Source organism: Brachybacterium sp. SGAir0954, assembly GCF_005490785.1.
Taxonomy (GTDB): domain Bacteria; phylum Actinomycetota; class Actinomycetes; order Actinomycetales; family Dermabacteraceae; genus Brachybacterium; species Brachybacterium rhamnosum.
In genome coordinates this window covers 2,502,292-2,523,216 of sequence record NZ_CP027295.1, presented here as the reverse complement: position 1 = coordinate 2,523,216, position 20,925 = coordinate 2,502,292, and the positions used below count along the sequence as shown (strand labels likewise).

Sequence of the window (20,925 nt, the reverse complement as noted above, 5' to 3'; positions counted from 1 at the left end):
CGTAGGATGGGCGGGTGACTGATTCCCTCGTCGTCCGCGGTGCACGCGAGCACAACCTCAAGAACATCGACATCGAGATCCCCCGCGACAAGCTCGTGGTGTTCTCCGGCCTGTCCGGCTCCGGCAAGAGCTCCCTGGCCTTCGACACCATCTTCGCCGAGGGCCAGCGCCGCTACGTGGAGTCGCTCTCCGCCTACGCGCGCCAGTTCCTGGGCCAGATGGACAAGCCGAGCGTGGACCTCATCGAGGGCCTCTCCCCGGCGGTGTCGATCGACCAGAAGTCCACGAACCGCAACCCCCGCTCGACCGTCGGCACGATCACCGAGATCTACGACTACCTGCGCCTGCTGTTCTCCCGCACCGGCGTGCAGCACTGCCCGAAGTGCGGGGAGCGGGTCTCCTCGACCTCCGCCGAACAGATCGTGGACATCCTGCTCGAGCTCGAGCCCGGCACCCGTTTCCAGCTCATGGCGCCCGTCGTCCAGGGCCGCAAGGGGGAGCACGCGGATCTCCTCAGCTCGCTCCGCTCGCAGGGCTACGCCCGCGCCCGGATCGACGGCGAGGTGCGCCGTCTCGACGATGACCTCAGCCTCGACAAGAAGTACAAGCACACGATCGAGGTGATCGTGGACCGTCTCTCGGCGAAGCCCGACGCCCGGCGCCGGCTCACCGACTCCGTGGAGACCGCGCTGCGCCTCGCGGAGGGGCTGCTGCTCGCCGACTTCGTGGACCGCGACGAGGACGATCCCCAGCGCACCCGCAAGTTCTCCGAGAAGCGCGCGTGCCCCAACGGGCACCCGATCGAGATCGACGACATCGAGCCGCGCACCTTCTCCTTCAACGCCCCCTACGGCGCCTGCCCCGAGTGCACGGGCCTGGGCTCCCGTCTCGAGGTGGACCCCGAGCTCGTCATCCCCGACGAGGACCTCACCCTCGCCGAGGGCGCGATCGCCCCCTGGGCCATGGGCAGCAGCGACCACCACCAGGAGATGATGGCGGCGCTCGGCAAGGAGCTCTCCTTCTCCCTGGACACGCCCTGGCGCGCGCTCCCCGAGCGGGCCCGCGAGGCGCTCCTGCACGGCAAGGACTTCGAGGTCCACGTGCGCTACCGCAACCGCTTCGGCCGCGAGCGCACCTACTCCACCGGCTTCGAGGGCGTCATGCACTTCCTCGAGCGCCGCCACTCCGACACCGAGTCGGACTGGGCCAAGGACCGCTACGAGCAGTTCATGCGCGAGGTGCCCTGCCCCGCCTGCCACGGCACCCGCCTGCGCCCCGAGGTGCTCGCGGTCACCGTGGGCGGCCGCTCGATCGCCGAGGTCTGCGACCTGTCGATCCGCGAGGCCCTCGACTACGCGACGGGCCTCGAGCTGGGCGTGCGCGAGGCCGCCATCGCCGACGAGGTCCTCCGCGAGGTGCGCTCGCGGCTCGGCTTCCTGCTCGACGTGGGCCTGGACTACCTCTCGCTCTCCCGCGCGGCCGGCACCCTCTCGGGCGGCGAGGCCCAGCGCATCCGCCTCGCCACGCAGATCGGCTCGGGCCTCGTGGGCGTGCTCTACGTGCTCGACGAGCCCTCGATCGGCCTGCACCAGCGCGACAACGAGCGCCTCATCGGCACCCTGACGCGGCTGCGCGACCTCGGCAACACCCTCATCGTCGTCGAGCACGACGAGGACACCCTCAACGCGGCCGACTGGGTCGTCGACATCGGCCCGCTCGCGGGCGAGCACGGCGGCGAGGTCGTCCACTCCGGCACCGTCGAGGACCTGCGCAGCAACGCGCGCAGCCTCACCGGGCGCTACCTCTCCGGGGATCTCGAGATCCCGCTCCCGGAGAGCCGACGCCGGGTGGACAAGGGACGCATGCTGAAGGTCGTCGCCCCCGCGGCGAACAACCTGCGCGGCGAGGACGTCTCCTTCCCGCTCGGCGTGCTCACGGCCGTCACGGGCGTCTCCGGCTCGGGGAAGTCCTCCCTCGTCAACGACATCCTCTACTCGGTGCTCGCCAAGGAGCTCAACCGCGCCCGCGTGGTGCCCGGCAAGCACAAGCGCGTCACGGGCCTCGAGCACCTCGACAAGGTCGTGCACGTGGACCAGTCGCCGATCGGCCGCACGCCCCGCTCGAACCCCGCGACCTACACGGGCGTCTGGGACCGGGTGCGCACCCTCTTCGCGCAGACCGCCGAGGCGAAGGTGCGCGGCTACACGGCCGGGCGCTTCTCCTTCAACGTCAAGGGCGGCCGCTGCGAGGCCTGCTCGGGCGACGGCACGCTGAAGATCGAGATGAACTTCCTGCCGGATGTCTACGTCCAGTGCGAGGTCTGCCACGGCAAGCGCTACAACCGCGAGACCCTCGAGGTGCACTTCAAGGACAAGAACGTCGCCGAGGTGCTCGAGATGTCGATCGCCGAGGCGCTCGAGTTCTTCGACGCGGTGCCCGCGATCCGCCGCCAGATGCAGACCCTCGTGGACGTGGGCCTCGGCTACGTGCGTCTCGGCCAGAGCGCGACGACCCTCTCCGGCGGCGAGGCGCAGCGCGTGAAGCTGTCCTCGGAGCTGCACAAGCGCTCCAACGGCCGCTCGATCTACGTGCTCGACGAGCCCACGACGGGCCTCCACTTCGAGGACGTGCGCAAGCTGCTCGAGGTGCTGAACGGGCTCGTGGACAAGGGCAACACCGTCATCGTCATCGAGCACAACCTCGACGTCATCAAGAGCGCCGACCACATCATCGACCTGGGTCCCGAGGGCGGATCGGGCGGCGGCCGGATCGTCGCGACCGGCACTCCCGAGCAGGTCGCGAAGGTCGAGGGCTCCTGGACCGGGCACTTCCTCGCCCCGATGCTCGGGGCGGGCCGCGCGGGACGGGGCTGATCCGCGTGGCGGACCCCTCGACCTACCGTCCCCCGGCGGGGACCATCCCCACCTCGCCGGGGGTCTACCGCTTCCGCGACGCGGACGAGCGCGTGATCTACGTGGGCAAGGCGAAGAACCTCCGCCAGCGCCTGTCCAACTACTTCCAGGACCTCTCGGTGCTCCACGAGCGCACCCGGCGGATGGTCACGACGGCCGCGCGGGTCGAGTGGACCGTCGTCGGCACGGAGGTCGAGGCGCTCACCCTCGAGTACACCTGGATCAAGGAGTACGACCCGCGGTTCAACGTCAAGTTCCGCGACGACAAGTCCTACCCCTTCCTCGCCGTGACGATGGGGGAGAAGGTCCCCCGGGTGCACATCACGCGGCGCCCGCGCGCGAAGGGCGACCGGACCTTCGGGCCCTACCCGCAGGTGGGGGCGATCCGCGAGACGCTCGACCTCATGCTGCGGGTGTTCCCCGTGCGCTCCTGCAGCGCCGGCGTCTACCGCCGCGCCGAGCGCTCTGGCCGGCCCTGCCTGCTCGGATTCATCGGCAAGTGCTCGGCGCCCTGCGTGGGTGACATCTCGGAGGAGGACCATCGCCGGCTCGCCGCGCGCTTCTGCGACTTCATGGCCGGCAACACCGCCGCCTACACGAAGGACATCGAGCGGCGCATGCGGGAGGCCGCCGCCGCGATGGACTACGAGACCGCCGCGTCCCTGCGCGACGACCTGCAGGCGCTGAACAAGGTCATGGAGAAGAACTCCGTGGTCCTCTCCGACGCGACCGACGCGGACCTCCTGGGTCTCGTCCAGGACGAGCTCGAGGCCTCCGTCCAGGTGTTCCACGTGCGCGGGGGGCGGATCCGCGGCCAGCGCGGATGGACCGCGGAGATCCTCGACGAGTCCGAACCCGAGGACCTCATCGAGCGCGCGCTCACGACGCTCTACGCGGAGGGCTCCGCGCCCCGCGAGGTGCTCGTCCCCGTGCTCCCGCGGGACGTGGAGCAGGTGCGCGGCATGCTCGGCCCCGGCGTGGACCTGCGGGTCCCGCGCCGCGGGGAGAAGAAGGACCTGCTCGCGACGGTCACGAAGAACGCCGAGGAGGCGCTGCGCCTGCACCGGATGCGCCGCACCGGGGACCTCACCTCCCGCACCAAGGCGCTCGAGGACCTCGGCGAGGCGCTCGACCTCGCCGAGCCGCCGCTGCGCATCGAGTGCTACGACATCTCCCACTCGCAGGGCACCAACGTGGTGGGCTCGCAGGTCGTCTTCGAGGACGGCCTGCCCCGCAAGAGCGAGTACCGCCGCTACTCCGTCCACGGCGCCGCCGCCCGGGACGACACCGCGTCGATGTACGACGTCATCCTGCGCCGCATGAAGCACCATCTCGACCCGCCCGAGCCGGCGGTGGACGAGCAGGGCGCTCCCCGGCGCTTCGCCTACCCGCCCTCGCTGCTGCTCGTGGACGGCGGGCCGCCCCAGGTCGCCGCCGCGCAGCGCGCCCTCGACGATCTCGGCATCACGGACGTCGCCCTCGCCGGCATCGCGAAGCGCCTCGAGGAGATCTGGCTGCCGGGGGAGGAATACCCCGTGATCCTCCCGCGCACGAGCGAGGCGCTGTTCCTCGTGCAGCGGCTCCGCGACGAGGCGCACCGCTTCGCGATCACGTACCACCGCTCCAAGCGCGGCCGGGCCATGCAGGCGAGCGCCCTCGACGGGATCGCCGGGCTCGGCGCCGCACGCCGGCGGGCTCTGCTGGACCGCTTCGTCACCGTCTCCGCGATCCGCGAGGCGGAGCCCGAGCAGCTCGAGGAGGTCGACGGCATCGGGCCCGCGCTCGCCGCCAGGATCAGCGCCGCGCTACGATCCGATCAGGGGAGCGCGCCGGCGGAGGCCGACGGCGCCGCTGAACCCGAGGCCATCGGCCTCAGCATCGACATGGCCACCGGCGAGATCCTGGACCCCGGCCCCGGCGGGAACGAGCAGGATCCCCGCCCCGACCCCGAAGGAGCCCCCGGTGACCGCTGATCGTGCCGATCGCGCCGATGACGCCACCGCCGAGCCCGGCGCCCTCGACGAGCCCGCGGGACCCGCGTCCCGCGGCGACGTCGTCATCATCACCGGCCTCGCCGGATCCGGTCGCGAGACGGCCGCCCACGCCCTCGAGGACATGGGCTGGTACGTCGTCTACAACATCGTCCCGCAGCTGATCCCGCGCCTCGTGGAGCTGCATGCCTCGGCGGAGGGCCGCGACTACCGCGTGGCCGTGGTCGTCGACCCCCGCTCGGGCCCCTTCTTCGCGGAGCTCTCCGACGTCGTCGCCGAGCTGCGCCGGTCCCAGCACAGGCTGCGCCTGGTGTTCCTCACGGCGGACGAGGCCACCCTCGTGCGCCGCTTCGACTCGGTGCGCCGACCCCACCCCCTGCAGGGGGAGGAAGGTGTGCTCGAGGGCATCCGCCGGGAGCGGGAGATGCTCGCCGCCTATCGGCGCATGGCGGACCTGGTCATCGACACGTCGCCGCTGAACGTCCATCAGCTGACGATGAAGATGCGCTCCGCCTTCGGCACGAGCGCGGAGACGCGGCTCACGGTGACGATGCTGTCCTTCGGCTTCAAGTACGGCATCCCGCTCGAGGCGGACCATGTGAGCGACGTGCGCTTCATCCCCAACCCGTACTGGGTGCCCGAGCTGCGCGCCCTGCGCGGCACCGACCAGCCGGTCTCCGACTTCGTGCTGCGTGACGCCAACGCGGGCGAGTTCGTCGAGAAGTACCTCGAGATGATCACCCCGGCGCTGCGGGGGTACGTCTCGGAGAACAAGCACTTCACGACCCTCGCGATCGGCTGCACGGGCGGCAAGCACCGCTCCGTGGCCGTCGCCGAGCGGATCGGCGAGGAGCTGCGCCGTGCCGGCCACGCGGTGCGGATCCGGCACCGGGACCTGGGGCGCGAATGAGCATCGCGCACCGCTCCGGGGGCCGGCGCCCCACCGTCTCCTCGCGTGCCGCCTCCGCGCGCGCGGCCCGGCGCCGTCGCGGGGAGGGCGAGCCGCTGCGTGTGGTCGCCCTCGGCGGCGGGCACGGCCTCGCGGCGAACCTGCGGGCCCTGCGCCTGCTCGCCGACGACATCACCGCGATCGTCACCGTCGCGGACAACGGCGGCTCCTCGGGTCGTCTGCGCACGGAGATGCCCGTGCTGCCGCCCGGCGACCTCCGCATGGCCCTCGCGGCGCTGTGCGAGGACTCCGAGTGGGGATCGATCTGGGGCGAGGTCATCCAGCACCGCTTCTCGACGAGCGGCGACCTCGACGGCCATGCGCTCGGCAACCTGCTGATCGTCGCCCTGTGGCAGATCCTCGAGGACCCCATCGAGGGGCTCGACCAGATGGGGGAGCTCCTCGGCGCGCGCGGCCGGGTGCTCCCGATGGCCCTGGACCCGCTCCACATCGAGGCGGACGTCCGTGAGGCGGGCGGCGAGCTGCGCACGATCCGCGGGCAGTGGCAGGTCGCGACCGCGGAGGGGCGCGTGGAGCAGGTGCGGCTGGACCCGCCGCGCCCCCGCGTCCCCGCGGACGTCGTCGAGGCCATCGAGCGGGCCCACTGGGTGATCGTGGGGCCCGGCTCCTGGTACACCTCGGTGCTGCCGCACCTCATGATCCCCGAGATCGCCGAGGCGCTGCGCTCCACCTCCGCCCGGCTCTGCGTGACCACCAACCTCTCCGTGGGGCAGCAGGAATCGGAGGGCATGTCGAGCCTCGACATGCTCGACGTCCTGCTCCATCATGCGCCGGGCCTCCGGTTCGACGCCCTCGTCGCGGACCCGACCGCGCTCGAGGACGCCCTCGAGCTGGCCTCCGTCGCCGAGTCCCGGGGCATCCGCACGCTGCTGCGGCAGGTCTCCACCGGCGACGGCACCCCGCAGCACGATCCCGTCCGGCTCGCCGCTGCGTACCGTGACGTCTTCGCCGACGTCTACGGCGACGTCGACGGACCGTCCGATCACACCGGTCCCACCGATCCCGAGGAGCACGCCCATGGCGCTGACCGCTGACGCCAAGGAGGAGCTGAGCCACCTGGAGGTGACCCGGCCCTCGGCCCGCAAGGCGGAGGCCGCCGCGATGCTGCGCTTCGCGGGGGGACTGCACCTCGTCGGAGGTCAGGTGGTGGTCGAGGCGGAGCTGGACTCCGCAGCGGTCGCCCGCCGGCTGCACCGCACGATCGCGGAGATGTACGGCCACCGCGCCGAGCTGGGCGTGCTGCAGCCCTCGGGCATCCGACGCTCGATGCGCTACATCGTCCGCGTCGAGCGGGAGGGCGGTCAGCTGGCCCGCCAGACGGGTCTCATCGACGCCGGCGGTCGTCCCGTGCGGGGCATGCCGCCGACCGTCGTGGGCGGGGCCGCGGTGGACGCCGAGGCCGCCTGGCGCGGCGCCTTCCTCGCCCGCGGCACGCTCACCGAGCCGGGGCGGTCCTCCGCGCTCGAGCTGTCCTGCCCGGGCCCGGAGGTGGCGCTCGCGATGGTCGGCGCGGCCCGTCGCCTCGGCGTGGCCTCGAAGGCGCGGGAGGCGCGGGGCGCTGATCGGGTGGTGCTGCGCGACGGCGACGCGATCTCCGCGCTGCTCGCCCGGATGGGCGCCCAGCAGACGGTCGTCGTCTGGGAGGAGCGGCGCACCCGCCGCGAGGTGAAGGCGACGGCGCATCGGCTCGCGAACTTCGACGACGCGAACCTGCGGCGCTCCGCCCGGGCGGCAGTCGCCGCGGGGCAGCGGGTCCAGCGCGCGCTCGAGATCCTCGGCGACGACGTCCCCGAGCACCTGCGCACGGCGGGGGACCTGCGCCTGGAGCACCGGCAGGCGAGCCTCGAGGAGCTGGGACGGCTCGCGGAACCGCCGATGACGAAGGACGCCGTCGCCGGTCGCATCCGCCGTCTGCTCGCGATGGCGGACAAGCGCGCCGAGGACCTGGGGATCCCGGGCACCGAGGACGGCGTGGACGAGGAGCATCTGCCGCCCTCGCCCGACCAGGAGCGCTGAGCGTCCCGAGCCCGTCGCCCCGCGGCGCCGCCGCGGGCCGGGCGGCCCGGGACCGAGGTCCCGCGCCGGGTGCCCGGGCGCCGGTCCGTCCCACAGAGTGTGCACGCCGTCCCGCTCCTCGGACGGACAGTGATGTGGATGACCCTCCTCATTGATAGGATCACCGCGGTCGTCGGCCCAACCGGCGTCCTCTCGAGCGTACGACGGGGTGCGCGCCATCAGTCCACACCCGCAGACACCCTGCGGAACGAGGAGGAACCGTGACCATTAAGGTCGGAATCAACGGATTCGGTCGCATCGGGCGCAACTTCCTGCGCGCTGCTCTCAAGCAGGAGGCCGACATCCAGATCGTCGGCGTCAACGACCTCACCGACAACGCGACCCTCGCGAACCTCATCAAGTACGACTCCATCGGCGGCGTCCTGCCGTTCGACGTCTCGCACGACGAGGACTCCATCACCGTCGGTGACCTGACGTTCAAGGCGTACGCCGAGCGCGACCCGAAGAACATCCCCTGGGGCGAGATCGGCGCGGACGTCGTCATCGAGTCCACCGGCATCTTCACCGACGCCGAGAAGGCCAAGGCCCATCTCGAGGCCGGCGCCAAGAAGGTCATCATCTCCGCCCCGGCGAAGAACGAGGACGCGACCTTCGTCATCGGTGTGAACGAGGGCGACTACGACCCCGCCGCGCACACCATCGTCTCGAACGCCTCCTGCACCACCAACAGCCTCGCGCCGGTGGCGAAGGTGCTCAACGACGAGTTCGGCATCGTCAAGGGCCTCATGACGACCATCCACGCGTACACCTCGGACCAGGTCCTCCAGGACGGTCCCCACAAGGACCCGCGCCGTGCACGCGCCGCCGCCCTGAACATCGTCCCCACCACCACCGGTGCGGCCAAGGCCGTCGCCCTGGTGCTGCCGGAGCTCAAGGGCAAGCTGGACGGCTACTCCCTGCGCGTCCCGGTCCCCACCGGCTCGATCACCGACCTGACCTTCGAGGCGAGCCGCGAGGTCACCGCCGAGGAGATCAACGCCGCGATCAAGAAGGCCGCCGAGGGTCCCCTCAAGGGCATCCTGCGCTACACCGAGGACCCGATCGTCTCGAAGGACATCGAGGGCGACCCGCACTCGTCGATCTTCGACGCGCAGCTGACCAAGGTCAACGGCAACCTCGTCAAGGTCTTCACCTGGTACGACAACGAGTGGGGCTTCTCCAACCGCCTCGTCGAGCTCTCGCAGCTCGTCGGCAAGTCCCTCTGATCCTCCCCGGATCATCGACGGAGCCCGTCCGGAGCTGAGTCGCCCCCGGCGACCCGGCGTCCGGGCGGGCTCCGCCCTGTCCACCCCACCCTGCGAGGAGCTCTCGTGCTGAAGACCATCGATTCCCTCGGTGACCTGCGCGGCCAGCGCGTCATCGTGCGCGCCGACCTCAACGTGCCGCTGGACGGCACCACCATCACCGACGACGGCCGCATCCGTGCGGCGCTGCCGACCCTCACGCGCCTCGTCGAGGCCGGCGCGAAGGTCGTCGTCGTCTCCCACCTCGGCCGCCCCAAGGGCGCGCCGGAGGAGAAGTACTCCCTGCGACCGGTCGTCTCCCGCCTGGGCGAGCTGCTCGGCCAGGAGGTCGCCTTCGCCGAGGACACCGTGGGCGACGCGGCCACCGCGACCGTCGGCGCGCTCGAGGAGGGCCGCGTGGCCGTCCTCGAGAACCTGCGCTTCAACGCGGGCGAGACCGCGAAGGACGACGCCGAGCGCCTCGCCTTCGCGGAGAAGCTCGCGGCCCTCGGCGACGCCTTCGTCTCCGACGGGTTCGGCGTGGTCCACCGCAAGCAGGCCTCCGTCTACGAGCTCGCGACGCTGCTCCCGGCCGCGGCCGGCGAGCTCGTGCTCCGCGAGGTCGAGGCGCTGCGGAAGGTGACCGACGAGCCCGAGCGACCCTTCGTGGTCGTCCTCGGCGGCGCGAAGATCGCCGACAAGCTCGGCGTGATCGACAACCTGCTGGGCAAGGCCGACCGCATCCTCATCGGCGGCGGCATGGCCTACACCTTCCAGAAGGCCCAGGGCCTCGAGGTCGGCAAGTCGCTGCTGGACGAGTCGAAGGTCGAGGTGGTCAAGGAGTACCTCGATCGCGCGGCCGCGAACGGCGTCGAGCTGGTCCTCCCGGTGGACACCGTCGTGGCCCCCGAGTTCTCCGCGGACGCCACGCCGACGGTCGTCGCCGCGGACTCGATCCCCGCGGACGAGGAGGGCATGGACATCGGCCCGGAGACCGCGAAGCTGTTCGGGGACAAGATGGCGGACGCCGCCACCGTGTTCTGGAACGGCCCCATGGGCGTCTTCGAGTTCCCGTCCTTCGCGAAGGGCACCGCGGCGGTCGCGGAGTCCCTCGCCTCGGCCCCGGGGTACACCGTGGTCGGCGGCGGCGACTCCGCCGCGGCCGTGCGCACCCTCGGCGTGGCCGAGGACCGTTTCTCGCACATCTCCACCGGCGGCGGTGCGAGCCTCGAGCTCATCGAGGGCAAGGAGCTGCCGGGCATCGCGATCCTCGAGGAGGGCAAGGCATGACCACCCGCACCCCGCTCATGGCGGGCAACTGGAAGATGAACCTCGACTGGAAGCAGGGCCTCGCCCTCGTCGAGGACCTGGGCGACGCGCTCAAGGGCCTGGACACCTCGGCCGTCGAGGCCGTCGTGCTGCCGCCCGCGGTGGACCTGCGCACCGTGCAGACCGCCGTGGACGCCGGGAAGCTCCCGATCGGCTACGGCGCCCAGGACATCTCCGAGCACGAGTCCGGCGCCTACACCGGCGAGATCTCCGGTGCGATGCTGACCGCCCTCGGCGCGACCTACGTCGCCGTCGGCCACTCGGAGCGCCGCCAGTACCACGGCGAGACCGAGCAGGTCACGAACGCCAAGGTGAAGGCCGCCTTCGCGGCGGGCCTCACGCCGATCCTGTGCGTGGGCGAGGCGCTCGACGAGCGCAAGGCCGGCAAGCAGGTCGAGTTCTCCCTCGCACAGGTCGAGGGCGGCCTCGAGGGCCTCGACGCCGAGCAGGTCGCGAGGACCGTCATCGCCTACGAGCCCGTGTGGGCCATCGGCACCGGCGAGGTCGCCACCCCGGACGACGCGCAGGAGGTCTGCGCCGCGATCCGCGAGTGGGTCCGCACCGTCCACGGCGACACCGCGGCGGACGCCGTGCGCGTCCTCTACGGCGGCTCGGTGAAGTCCTCGAACGTCGCCGAGCTCATGCAGCGCCCGGATGTGGACGGCGCCCTCGTGGGCGGCGCCTCGCTCAAGGCGGACGAGTTCGCGAAGATCGTCCGGTTCCAGGACGCCTGAGCGATCGTTCCTTCGGTCGCCGGCGCCCCGGCGACCTCGACGCTGTGACGGGCCGGACCCCGCGGGGTCCGGCCCGTCCGCGCACCGTGCCGTATCCTTGACCGGTACGTCCGACCCCTGTGGAAGGTGCACTCCCTCGTGGATCTCAGCCTCATCAAGACCATCCTCCTGGTGCTGCTCGCCGTGACGAGCCTGCTCCTGGTGCTGCTCGTCCTCCTGCACAAGGGGCGCGGCGGCGGTCTCTCCGACATGTTCGGCGGCGGCGTCTCCTCCTCCGCGAGCGCCTCGGGCGTCGCGGAGCGCAACCTCAACCGCCTCACGGTGACCGTGGCGATCCTCTGGGGCGCGTGCTGCGTGGGCCTCGGCATCCTCGAGCGCATGCTCTGACCCGGCTGCCGGCGCCCGGCACCACCCGCCGCATGCGTCGCCGTACCGCAGACGAAGAGCCCGTCCCCCTGCTCGGCAGGAGGACGGGCTCTCTCGTGTCAGGAAGCGGTCAGAGCTTCCCGGCGGCCGCCTCGTCGAGGAACCAGGTCGTCGACTCGAGCCCGCGCACCGAGGACGCCGGCACCTGCAGCGGGTCGATGTCGCCATGGGCCTTCGCGACGGCCTCCGCCTTCTCCGCGCCGGCCACGAGCAGCGCCACATGGCGCGCCGAGTTCAGCACGGGCCAGGAGAGCGACACCCGCAGCGGCGGGGGCTTGGGGGAGTCCTCCACCGGGATCGCGCTCGCGCTCGTGACCCGCTGCGCCGGGTGGCCCGGGAACAGCGAGGCCACATGGGCGTCCGGACCGACCCCGAGCCACAGCACGTCGAAGAACGCGCGGCCGCGGGTGCGGAACGGCTCGTCGCCGCCCGCGGAGTCGAGCTGCTGGCCGTACCAGGCGGCGGCCTCCGCGAGGGACATGCCGTCCTGCGTGGAGGGCACGAGGTGCACGTTGCGCTCGGGCAGCCCCGCCGCCTCGAGCGGCTCGAGCAGGCCCTCGCGGACCTGCACCGCGTTGCGGTCGTCGTCGTCCGGGCCGACGAAGCGCTCGTCGCCCCACCACAGGTGGAGGGTCGAGAGGTCCACGCCCGCGGCCTCGAGCGCCGCGGGCAGGGCACCGGCGGCGCGCACGCCGACGGTCCCGCCCGTGACGACGAGATGCGCGACCCCGCGCTCGGTCTGCGCCTCGGCCAGACGCGCCGCGGCGGCGGTGGCAGCCTCGGTCGCGACGCCGGCGGCGTCCGCCGAGACGACGTCCGTGGGCGCGGGCTTGCCGGAGGCGAAGGTCGCCGCGTCGTCGACGCCCGTGAAGGCATGGGCGAGGACCTCGCCGTAGACCTCGTCGGGATCCAGGCGACGCAGCTCTTCCGCGAGCAGCTCGTACAGCGAGCGCTGCGGCATCGTCACGTGCTGGTCGGAGTCGTCGCCCGGGAGCGACAGCACCACGGTGTCCTCGCCGGTGCGACGCAGGGCGATCGTGCCGTCGGGACGCTCGAGGCTGAGCCCCTGCACGCCCTGGCCCGCGGCGTCCTGCTCCGGGGCGCGGAGGGTGACCTCCACGCCGAGCGCGTTCTCGAGCCATGCCTTCATGAGGACGACCGAGGGATCGTCCTCCTGGCCCGTGACCTCGACGGCCGAGGGGACGGCGACGGGCGTGATCTCGTACAGGCTCGCCACGAGACCGCGCCAGGTGGTCAGTCGCGACCAGGCGAGGTCCGAGTCGCCGCTCGTGTACCCGCGGCGGAGCCGCTTGAGCGTGCCCACCGGGTTCGAGCAGGCGGCCGCGTCGGTGATGCGACGCTGCGACATGGAGCCGAGGACGTCGTTCACCGGGGCGGACGGAGCCGCCTCCGGCCACCAGGTGACGATCGGGGCGTCCGGCAGCAGCAGCGGCATGACGAGCGTGTCCGGGGCGATCATCGTGTTCCCGCGGGCCCGCAGGATGATGATCTCGCCGGCGCCGGCGTCGCGGCCCACGCGGATCTCCGCGTCGAGGCCGGAGGTCTCCGCCTCCTGGTCCACGTCGACCACGATGACCCGCGCGGGGTGCTCGTGCGAGGCGTGGACGGCGGCCTCGAGGGGCTCGTCGATCGTCTCACCGGTCGCGACGATGATCAGCGTGAGGACCCGGCCGATGGTGTTCGCGCCGAAGGTCTCGCGCATCTCGGTCATCGTCTTCGCGACGGCCGAGGCGGTGGTGTCTTGCAGGGTGGTGATCACGGTCGCCTCCAGGTACGTCCGTCACGGGCGAGCATCTCGTGCGCGGTGTCCGGTCCCCAGGAGCCGGGGCGGTAGGGAGCGGGCCTCAGGTGCTCGGCCCAGTACGCGGTGATGGGGTCGAGGACCTTCCAGGACAGCTCGACCTCCTTCTGGCGCGGGAACAGCGGCGGATCGCCGAGCAGCGCGTCGAGGATGAGCCGCTCGTAGGCCTCGGGGGACTCCTCGGTGAAGTTCATGCCGTAGGCGAAGTCCATCGAGACGTCCCGCACCTCCATCTGGGTGCCGGGGACCTTGGAGCCGAAGCGCAGGGTCACGCCCTCGTCCGGCTGGACGCGGATGACGATCGCGTTCTGGCCGAGGTCCGCGGTGTCCGTGGAGCGGAAGGGCAGGAACGGCGCGCGCTTGAAGACGACGGCGATCTCGGTGACGCGGCGTCCCAGGCGCTTGCCGGCGCGCAGGTAGAACGGCACGCCCGCCCAGCGGCGGGTCGCGATGTCCAGGCGCATGGCGGCGAAGGTCTCGGTCGCGGAGTCGGCGGGGATGCCGTCCTCCTCGAGGTATGCCTTGACCTCCTCGCCGCCCTGCCAACCGCTCACGTACTGGCCGCGGGCGGTGTGCGCGGCGAGGTCCTCGGGCAGCTCGATGGCCGCGAGCACCTTCTCCTTCTCCGCGCGGAGGTCCTCGGCGCGGAAGGAGACGGGCTCCTCCATCGCGGTGAGGGCGAGCAGCTGGAGCAGGTGGTTCTGGATGACGTCGCGGGCGGTGCCGATGCCGTCGTAGTAGCCCGCGCGCGAGCCGATGCCGATGTCCTCGGCCATCGTGATCTGCACGTGGTCCACGTAGCTGGCGTTCCAGACCGGCTCGAAGAGCTGGTTGGCGAAGCGCAGCGCGAGGATGTTCTGCACCGTCTCCTTGCCGAGGTAGTGGTCGATGCGGAAGACGTCCTCGGGACGGAAGACCTTCTCGACCACGGCGTTGAGCTCGCGGGCGGACTCGAGATCGTGCCCGAAGGGCTTCTCGATGACGACGCGCCGCCAGGAGCCGTCGCGCGGCGTGTTCAGCCCGGAGTTCGCGAGCTGCTCGCACACCTGCGGGAAGGCGTCCGGCGGGATCGAGAGGTAGAAGGCGTGGTTGCCGCCGGTGCCGCGGGTGCGGTCCAGCTCGCCGACGACCTCGGTGAGGCGCTCGAAGGCGGCTGGGTCGTCGAAGGTGCCGGTCACGAAGCGCAGACCGCCGCGGAGCTGCTCGAAGACGCTCTCCGAGAAGCCCGTGCGGGAGTGCTCGGAGACGGACTTCTTCACGTACTCGGCGAAGTCGTCGTCGGACCAGTCGCGGCGGCCGTAGCCGACGAGCCCGAAGCTCGGGGGCAGCAGGCCGCGGTGGGTGAGGTCGTAGATGGCGGGCAGCAGCTTCTTGCGGGCGAGGTCGCCGGTGACGCCGAACATCACCATCGAGCTGGGCCCGGCGATGAGCGGGAGCCGCCGGTCACGCGTATCGCGCAGGGGGTTGAGGGCGTCCTGCGCGTCGCGCCCTGACGTGGGCGCACTGGAGTCGGTCACTGTGGTCCCTTCCTGGACACTGGACACGGAACCGTGCGCACGGCCCCTCCCCGGGCCGGGGTCGGGGGAGGGGCCGTGCGCACGGGCGGGATCAGGCGCGGGCGGCGTCGATCGAGGCGGAGACGGTCTCGAGCAGCTGGCCCCAGGCCTGCTCGAACTTCTCGACGCCCTCGGACTCGAGGACGGCGAAGACGTCGGCGAGGTCGACGCCGGCGGCGGCGACCTGGTCGAGGACGGCCTGGCCGGCCTGCGCGGCGGCCGCGTCGAGCGCGGGGGCCGGCGCGGAGTGGTCGGCCGCGGCGTCGAGGGTCTTCTCCGGCATGGTGTTCACGACGGGGGAGGCCACGAGCTGGTCGACGTACATGGTGTCGGAGTACTCGGGGTTCTTCACCCCGGTGGACGCCCACAGCGCGCGCTGCACGTTGGCGCCCTTGGCCTCGAGCGCGGCGAAGCGCTCGGAGCCGAAGGCGGCGAGGTAGATGCCGAAGGCGGCCTGCGCGTTGGCGACGCCGGCCTTGCCCTTGAGGGCCGCCGCGTCGCCGCCGATCTTCTCGAGGCGGGCGTCGATCTCGGTGTCGACGCGGGAGACGAAGAAGGACGCCACCGAGTGGATGGTGGAGAGGTCCTTGCCGGCCTCCGCGGCCTTCTCGAGGCCCGCGAGGTAGGCGTCGATGACCTGCTGGTAGCGGTCGCCCGAGAAGATCAGGGTCACGTTGACGCTGATGCCCTCGGCGATGACCGCGGTGATCGCCGGGAGGCCCTCGAGGGTCGCGGGGATCTTGATCATGACGTTCTCGCGGCCGACGATCTCGAAGAGGCGCTTGGCCTGCTCGATGGTCTTCTCGGTCTCGTGGGCGAGGCGGGGGTCCACCTCGATGGAGACGCGGCCGTCGAAGCCCTTGCTCGAGGCGTAGACGCCGGAGAAGAGGTCCGCCGCGGAGCGGACGTCGTCCGTCGTGAGCTTCTCGATGACGGCCTCGACGTCCTTGCCGTCCTTCGCGAGGGCGGCGATGTCCGCGTCGTAGTCCTCGGCGCCGGAGATGGCGGCCTGGAAGATCGAGGGGTTGGTGGTCACGCCGACGATGTTCTTCGTGTCGACGAGCTCCTGCAGGTTGCCGGAGCTGAGGCGGCCGCGGGAGAGGTCGTCGAGCCAGATGGAGACGCCGGCGTCGCTGAGGGCCTGGGTCTGGGGGTTCTGTGCCATGGGTGGCGATGTCCTTCCGGGCGCTCGTGGCGCCCCGTGCGAACGATGGGGATGGCGGGGTGAGGGGCGGGACCCCAGGGGTCCCCCCCCCTCGTGCGGATCAGGCGCCGGCGGCGGCCAGGGACTCCTTGGCGGCGGCGACGACGGCCTCCGCCGTGAAGCCGAACTCCGTGAACAGCGTCTTGGCGTCGGCCGAGGCGCCGTAGTGCTCGAGGGAGACCGCGCGGCCGGCGGTGCCCAGGAAGCGGTACCACGGCATCGCGATGCCGGCCTCGACGGTCACGCGGGCGGTGACCGAGGAGGGGAGCACGGACTCCTTGTACTCGTCGGACTGCTCGTCGAACCACTCGACGGACGGCATGGAGACCAGGCGGGTGGGCGTGCCCTCCGCCTCGAGCTGCTTCTGCGCCTCGACGGCGTACTGCACCTCGGAGCCGGTGGCGATGAGGATGACCTCGGGGGCGCCGTTCGAGGCGTCCTTGAGGACGTAGCCGCCCTGGGCGAGGCCCTCGGCGCCCGCGTACTCGCTGCGGTCCAGCGTGGGCAGCGCCTGGCGGGAGAGGATCAGGCCGACGGGGCCGTTGTCGCGCTCGAGCAGGGCCTTCCAGGCCTGGGCGGTCTCGTTGGCGTCCGCCGGGCGCACGATCGAGAGGTTCGGGATCGCGCGATAGGCGGCCAGGTGCTCGACCGGCTGGTGGGTCGGGCCGTCCTCGCCGAGGCCGATCGAGTCGTGGGTCCACACGTAGGTCGCGGGGACCTTCATGAGGGACGCGAGGCGCACGGCGCCGCGCATGTAGTCCGCGAACTGGAAGAACGTGCCGCCGTAGGGACGCGTCAGGCCGTGCAGCGAGATGCCGGAGAGGATCGCGCCCATCGCGTGCTCGCGGATGCCGAAGTGCAGCGTGCGGCCGTACTCGTCACCGGCGAACTCGGAGGAGGAGTACTCCGCGGGGATGAAGGACGGCTCACCCTTCATCGTGGTGTTGTTCGAACCGGCGAGGTCGGCGGAGCCGCCCCACAGCTCGGGGAGCACCGGGGCGAGCTTCTCGAGGACCGTGCCGGAGGCGGCGCGGGTCGCGACGCCCTTGGCGTCGGCCTCGAAGGTCGGGAACGCCTCGGCGAAGCCCTCGGGGAGCTCGCGCGCCTGGAGGCGGTCCAGGAGGGCCGCCTTCTCCGCGTTCGCGGAGCGCCACGCCTGGTAGCCCTTGTCCCACTCGGCCTTCTGCTCGGCCGCGCGGTCCGCGAGGGCGCGGGTGTGGGCGATGACCTCGTCAGAGACCTCGAAGGTCTTCTCGGGGTCGAAGCCGAGCTCCTTCTTCAGGCCGGCGACGGCCTCGTCGCCCAGGGCGGAGCCGTGGACGGAGTGGCTGCCGGCCTTGCCCGGGGTGGGCCAGCCGATGACGGTGCGCAGACGGATGAAGGTCGGCTTGTCGGTGACGCCCTGCGCCTCGACGATGGCCTGCTTGAGCGCCGCGACGTCCTCGACGTACTCGGTGCCGCCGTTGGTCCAGTCGACGGTGCGCACGTCCCAGCCGTAGGCCTCGTAGCGCGCGGCGGTGTCCTCGGTGAACGCGATCGAGGTGTCGCCCTCGATGGAGATCTCGTTGTCGTCCCACAGGACGATGAGGTTGCCGAGCTTCTGGGTGCCCGCCAGGGAGCTGGCCTCGCTCGAGACGCCCTCCTCGAGGTCGCCGTCGGAGGCGATGACGTAGGTGAAGTGGTCGAAGGGGCTCTCGCCCGCGGCCGCCTCGGGATCGAGCAGGCCGCGCTCGCGGCGCTGCGCCATCGCCATGCCCACGGCGGAGGAGATGCCCTGGCCGAGGGGGCCGGTGGTGATCTCCACGCCCTTCGTGTGGAAATTCTCGGGGTGGCCAGGGGTCTTGGAGCCCCAGGTGCGCAGCGCCTCGATGTCCTCGAGCTCGAGCCCGAAGCCGCCGAGGTACAGCTGGATGTACTGGGTCAGGCTCGAGTGGCCCGCGGAGAGGACGAAGCGGTCGCGGCCCAGCCACGACGGGTCCTTCGGGTCGTGACGCATGACGTCCTGGTAGAGCAGGTACGCGGCGGGGGCGAGGCTCACGGCGGTGCCGGGGTGGCCGTTGCCCACCTTCTGCACGGCGTCCGCGGCGAGCACGCGCACGGTGTCCACGGCGCGCTTGTCGAGCTCGGTCCAGCCCTCGGGGGCCTTGAAGGTGTCGGTCACGGGGAGTGCTTCCTTTCGCCGGGTGACGGCCTGTGCCGTCGGGATCACAGGCTCTGCGTCCCGCAGGAAGCGACGTCGGCGCTCGGTGCGGGACGCGGAGCGACGGGGTCCACCTTAGTGCGCACGAGGGGTGGTGAGGCGAGCCGTCCCGTCCCACGGGCCCCTGGTTCGCCGAGGGCGGAGCGTCTGCGGGCGTGGGGGACGGCGCCGCCGGGGCCCGGGAGTGAGCTGACAGACACCTGGATGTCGGCGCGCCGTCCGTGCCCGGACTCACCCGACTCACCCCTCGTGCACCGCCCACCTGGGCCTCGTCGGCACCTACACTGGGACCCGTCTGCATGCGGCGGGACCGTCGCGACCTCAGGAAGGACGGTGGGCGGTGACCGCCACCCCGGGAATGCCCTCGCAGGGCACCGACCAGCACGAGCAGCGCGTCCAGCGGCAGGATCATGAGGGTGCGGGGGCGGAGAGCTCCGCGGCCGCGCCGTCGGATCCCGCGTCGACGCCGGCCCTTGCGGCGAGCCCCTGGCGCCGTGTGCTCGCCGTGCTCAAGCCCTACGTGGCGCTGACGAAGCCGCGGATCATCGAGCTCCTGCTCATCACGACGATCCCCACCATGTTCCTCGCCGCGGGCGGCTTCCCGAACCCATGGCTGATCGCCTGGACGCTCATCGGCGGCTACCTCGCCGCAGGCGGCGCGAACACCCTGAACATGTACCTCGACCGCGACATCGACGCGAAGATGAAGCGGACGAAGAACCGTCCGATCGTCACCGGCGAGGTCTCCCCGCGGGCCGCGCTCGTCTTCGGCATCGCGCTCTCCGTGGTCTCCGCGCTGTGGCTCGGGGCCCTGGTCAACGTGATGTCCGCCGTGCTCGCGGTCGCCGCGATCCTGCTGTACGTCGTCTTCTACACGATGATCCTCAAGCGACGCACGAGCCAGAACATCGTCTGGGGCGGCGTCGCCGGCTGCATGCCCGTGCTCATCGGATGGTCGGCCGTGACCGGCACCGTGTCCTGGACCGCGGTGCTGCTCTTCCTCGTCATCTTCTTCTGGACGCCGCCGCACTACTGGCCGCTCGCCGAGAAGTTCTCCCGCGACTACGAGACCGCGGGCGTGCCGATGCTGCCCGTCGTCGCCTCCCGCTCCTCCGTGGCGCGGCAGATGATCCTGCACACCACGCTCATGATCGCCTCGAGCCTCGCGATCATCCCGCTGGGCCACACCGGGATCGTCTACACCGTCGCCGCCCTCGGCTCCGGCGCCTGGTTCGGCTTCCTCGTGGGCCGCTACGCGCTGCGCACCCGGAAGGGCCTCACCGGGAAGAAGCTCGACCCGATGGTCGTCTTCCACGGCTCGATCACGTACCTCACCGTGCTCTTCGTGGCCCTCGCGGTCGATCCCTTCGTGCACCTGTGAGCGGGCCGGCGGTGATACCGGACGCGGACGACCTGCGCCCGGCCCACCGCCGCCTGCTCGAGCAGTACCTGAGCCACCTGCGCATCGAGCGCGGACTCTCCGAGAACACCCTCGCCGCCTACCGGCGGGACCTGCTGCGCTACCTCGGTCACCTGGACCGCACCGGCACCGAGGCCGCCGCGGTCAGCACGGAGGACGCCGCCGCCTGGGTGCGCGCGCTGCGCACCGGGGAGGACGGCGGCGCCCCCCTCGCCGCCGCCTCCGCCGCCCGCGCCCTCGCCGCCGTCCGCGGTCTCCACGCCTTCCTCGACGCCGAGCGCGCATCGGAGACCGGGGACCCGACCCGGCTCGTGCCCGGCCCTGCGCTGCCCTCGCGGCTGCCGCACCCGCTGCCCGTGGACCAGGTGCTCGAGCTCATCGAGGCCGCGGGCCGGCCCGGCACCGGCGCGCTCCCCGCAGAGCGCGCGCTGCGCGACCGGGCCCTGCTCGAGGTGCTCTACGGCCTCGGCGCCCGGATCTCTGAGGCGATCGGACTGGACGTGGACGACGTGGACCGTGAGCAGCGGGCGGCACTGCTGCACGGCAAGGGCGACAAGCAGCGCACGGTGCCCGTCGGCTCCTTCGCCCTCGACGCCCTCGACGCCTACCTGACCCGTGCCCGGCCCGCCCTCGCCGCTCGCGGCCCCGGCACCCCGGCGATCTTCCTGGGCTCGCGGGGGACGCGGCTCACGCGGCAGGCCGCCTGGCAGGTGGTGCGGCGCGCCGCGGAGGACGCCGGTCTCGCCGAGGCGGTGAGCCCGCACACGCTGCGCCATTCGTACGCGACGCACCTGCTCCAGGGCGGGGCGGACGTCCGCAGCGTGCAGGAGCTGCTCGGGCACGCCTCGGTCACCACGACCCAGCTCTACACGCAGGTGACCGTGGACTCGCTGCGCGAGATCCACGCGAGCGCCCATCCGCGGTCCGGAGCGGGGGCTTAGACTTGGGCGGCCGGATCGCCCCCGGGCAGGGGAGCGAGGGCACACCACTGCCGGGCGGCTGTCCTCAGCCGTCCCTCCCGGGGCTGGGGCCGCTCGTCGGCCCCCTCGGCGCCTCCGCCAC

At 72.0% G+C, this 20,925-nt stretch carries 15 protein-coding genes; 11 read left to right on the top strand and 4 right to left on the bottom strand.

Features of this window, described 5'->3' with window-relative positions:
• The first annotated feature begins 14 nt into the window (after positions 1–14).
• The 9 genes from uvrA to secG all read left to right on the top strand — a co-directional run bounded on the left by uvrA (position 15) and on the right by secG (position 11,622).
• Positions 15–2,873 carry an excinuclease ABC subunit UvrA gene (gene uvrA / locus C1N80_RS11325; RefSeq protein WP_137770857.1) on the top strand — a complete coding sequence of 953 codons (2,859 nt, stop codon included), beginning with the start codon at positions 15–17 and terminating at the stop codon, positions 2,871–2,873.
• A gap of 5 nt (positions 2,874–2,878) precedes the next feature.
• Positions 2,879–4,885, top strand: coding sequence for an excinuclease ABC subunit UvrC (gene uvrC, locus C1N80_RS11320; protein WP_137770856.1), 2,007 nt, complete (start codon positions 2,879–2,881; stop codon positions 4,883–4,885).
• An 85-nt stretch (positions 4,886–4,970) separates the two neighbouring features.
• The gene (gene rapZ / locus C1N80_RS11315) at positions 4,971–5,813 is read left to right on the top strand and encodes an RNase adapter RapZ (RefSeq protein WP_240811307.1); all 843 of its coding nucleotides are present in this window, start codon (positions 4,971–4,973) and stop codon (positions 5,811–5,813) included.
• On the top strand, positions 5,810–6,907 hold the full coding sequence (yvcK, locus tag C1N80_RS11310; protein WP_137770854.1) for a gluconeogenesis factor YvcK family protein: 1,098 nt from the start codon (positions 5,810–5,812) through the stop codon (positions 6,905–6,907). Before rapZ ends, yvcK begins: the two co-directional genes overlap by 4 nt.
• Entirely contained in the window at positions 6,891–7,889 is a 999-nt protein-coding gene (gene whiA, locus C1N80_RS11305) for a DNA-binding protein WhiA (protein WP_137770853.1), read from the top strand. Before yvcK ends, whiA begins: the two co-directional genes overlap by 17 nt.
• Positions 7,890–8,149: 260 nt before the next feature.
• Entirely contained in the window at positions 8,150–9,154 is a 1,005-nt protein-coding gene (gene gap, locus C1N80_RS11300; protein WP_137770852.1) for a type I glyceraldehyde-3-phosphate dehydrogenase, read from the top strand.
• Between the two features lie 105 nt (positions 9,155–9,259).
• Positions 9,260–10,462 carry a phosphoglycerate kinase gene (pgk, locus tag C1N80_RS11295; protein ID WP_137770851.1) on the top strand — a complete coding sequence of 401 codons (1,203 nt, stop codon included), beginning with the start codon at positions 9,260–9,262 and terminating at the stop codon, positions 10,460–10,462.
• On the top strand, positions 10,459–11,235 hold the full coding sequence (gene tpiA / locus C1N80_RS11290; RefSeq protein ID WP_137770850.1) for a triose-phosphate isomerase: 777 nt from the start codon (positions 10,459–10,461) through the stop codon (positions 11,233–11,235). Before pgk ends, tpiA begins: the two co-directional genes overlap by 4 nt.
• 138 nt (positions 11,236–11,373) lie before the next feature.
• Positions 11,374–11,622 carry a preprotein translocase subunit SecG gene (gene secG, locus C1N80_RS11285; RefSeq protein ID WP_137770849.1) on the top strand — a complete coding sequence of 83 codons (249 nt, stop codon included), beginning with the start codon at positions 11,374–11,376 and terminating at the stop codon, positions 11,620–11,622.
• Positions 11,623–11,731: 109 nt separating this feature from the next.
• On the opposite strand, the gene pgl is transcribed toward secG, so the two are convergent.
• The 4 genes from pgl to tkt form a co-directional block, all read right to left on the bottom strand.
• Positions 11,732–13,441, bottom strand: a complete 1,710-nt coding sequence (gene pgl / locus C1N80_RS11280) for a 6-phosphogluconolactonase (protein ID WP_137770848.1) — start codon at positions 13,439–13,441, stop codon at positions 11,732–11,734.
• A complete protein-coding gene (gene zwf, locus C1N80_RS11275; RefSeq protein ID WP_137770847.1) occupies positions 13,438–15,000 on the bottom strand; it encodes a glucose-6-phosphate dehydrogenase in 1,563 nt (520 codons plus the stop codon). Before zwf ends, pgl begins: the two co-directional genes overlap by 4 nt.
• Before the next feature lie 91 nt (positions 15,001–15,091).
• Positions 15,092–16,204, bottom strand: a complete 1,113-nt coding sequence (tal, locus tag C1N80_RS11270) for a transaldolase (RefSeq protein ID WP_137770846.1) — start codon at positions 16,202–16,204, stop codon at positions 15,092–15,094.
• Positions 16,205–16,304: 100 nt separating this feature from the next.
• Positions 16,305–18,404 carry a transketolase gene (tkt, locus tag C1N80_RS11265; RefSeq protein ID WP_137770845.1) on the bottom strand — a complete coding sequence of 700 codons (2,100 nt, stop codon included), beginning with the start codon at positions 18,402–18,404 and terminating at the stop codon, positions 16,305–16,307.
• Positions 18,405–18,783: 379 nt separating this feature from the next.
• Here tkt and C1N80_RS11260 point away from each other — a divergent pair, with 379 nt between their 5' ends.
• The gene (locus tag C1N80_RS11260; RefSeq protein WP_240811110.1) at positions 18,784–19,824 is read left to right on the top strand and encodes a heme o synthase; all 1,041 of its coding nucleotides are present in this window, start codon (positions 18,784–18,786) and stop codon (positions 19,822–19,824) included.
• 11 nt (positions 19,825–19,835) lie between these two features.
• Positions 19,836–20,804, top strand: a complete 969-nt coding sequence (locus tag C1N80_RS11255) for a site-specific tyrosine recombinase XerD (RefSeq protein WP_240811109.1) — start codon at positions 19,836–19,838, stop codon at positions 20,802–20,804.
• Positions 20,805–20,925 lie beyond the last annotated feature (121 nt).

What these genes read in the sequence shown, in the direction of transcription:
- yvcK (WP_137770854.1), top strand. Translation starts at nt 5,810, where the DNA reads ATGAGCATCGCGCACCGCTCCGGGGGCCGGCGCCCCACCGTCTCCTCG.
- whiA (WP_137770853.1), top strand. Translation starts at nt 6,891, where the DNA reads ATGGCGCTGACCGCTGACGCCAAGGAGGAGCTGAGCCACCTGGAGGTG.
- tpiA (WP_137770850.1), top strand. Translation starts at nt 10,459, where the DNA reads ATGACCACCCGCACCCCGCTCATGGCGGGCAACTGGAAGATGAACCTC.
- tal (WP_137770846.1), bottom strand. Translation starts at nt 16,204, where the DNA reads ATGGCACAGAACCCCCAGACCCAGGCCCTCAGCGACGCCGGCGTCTCC.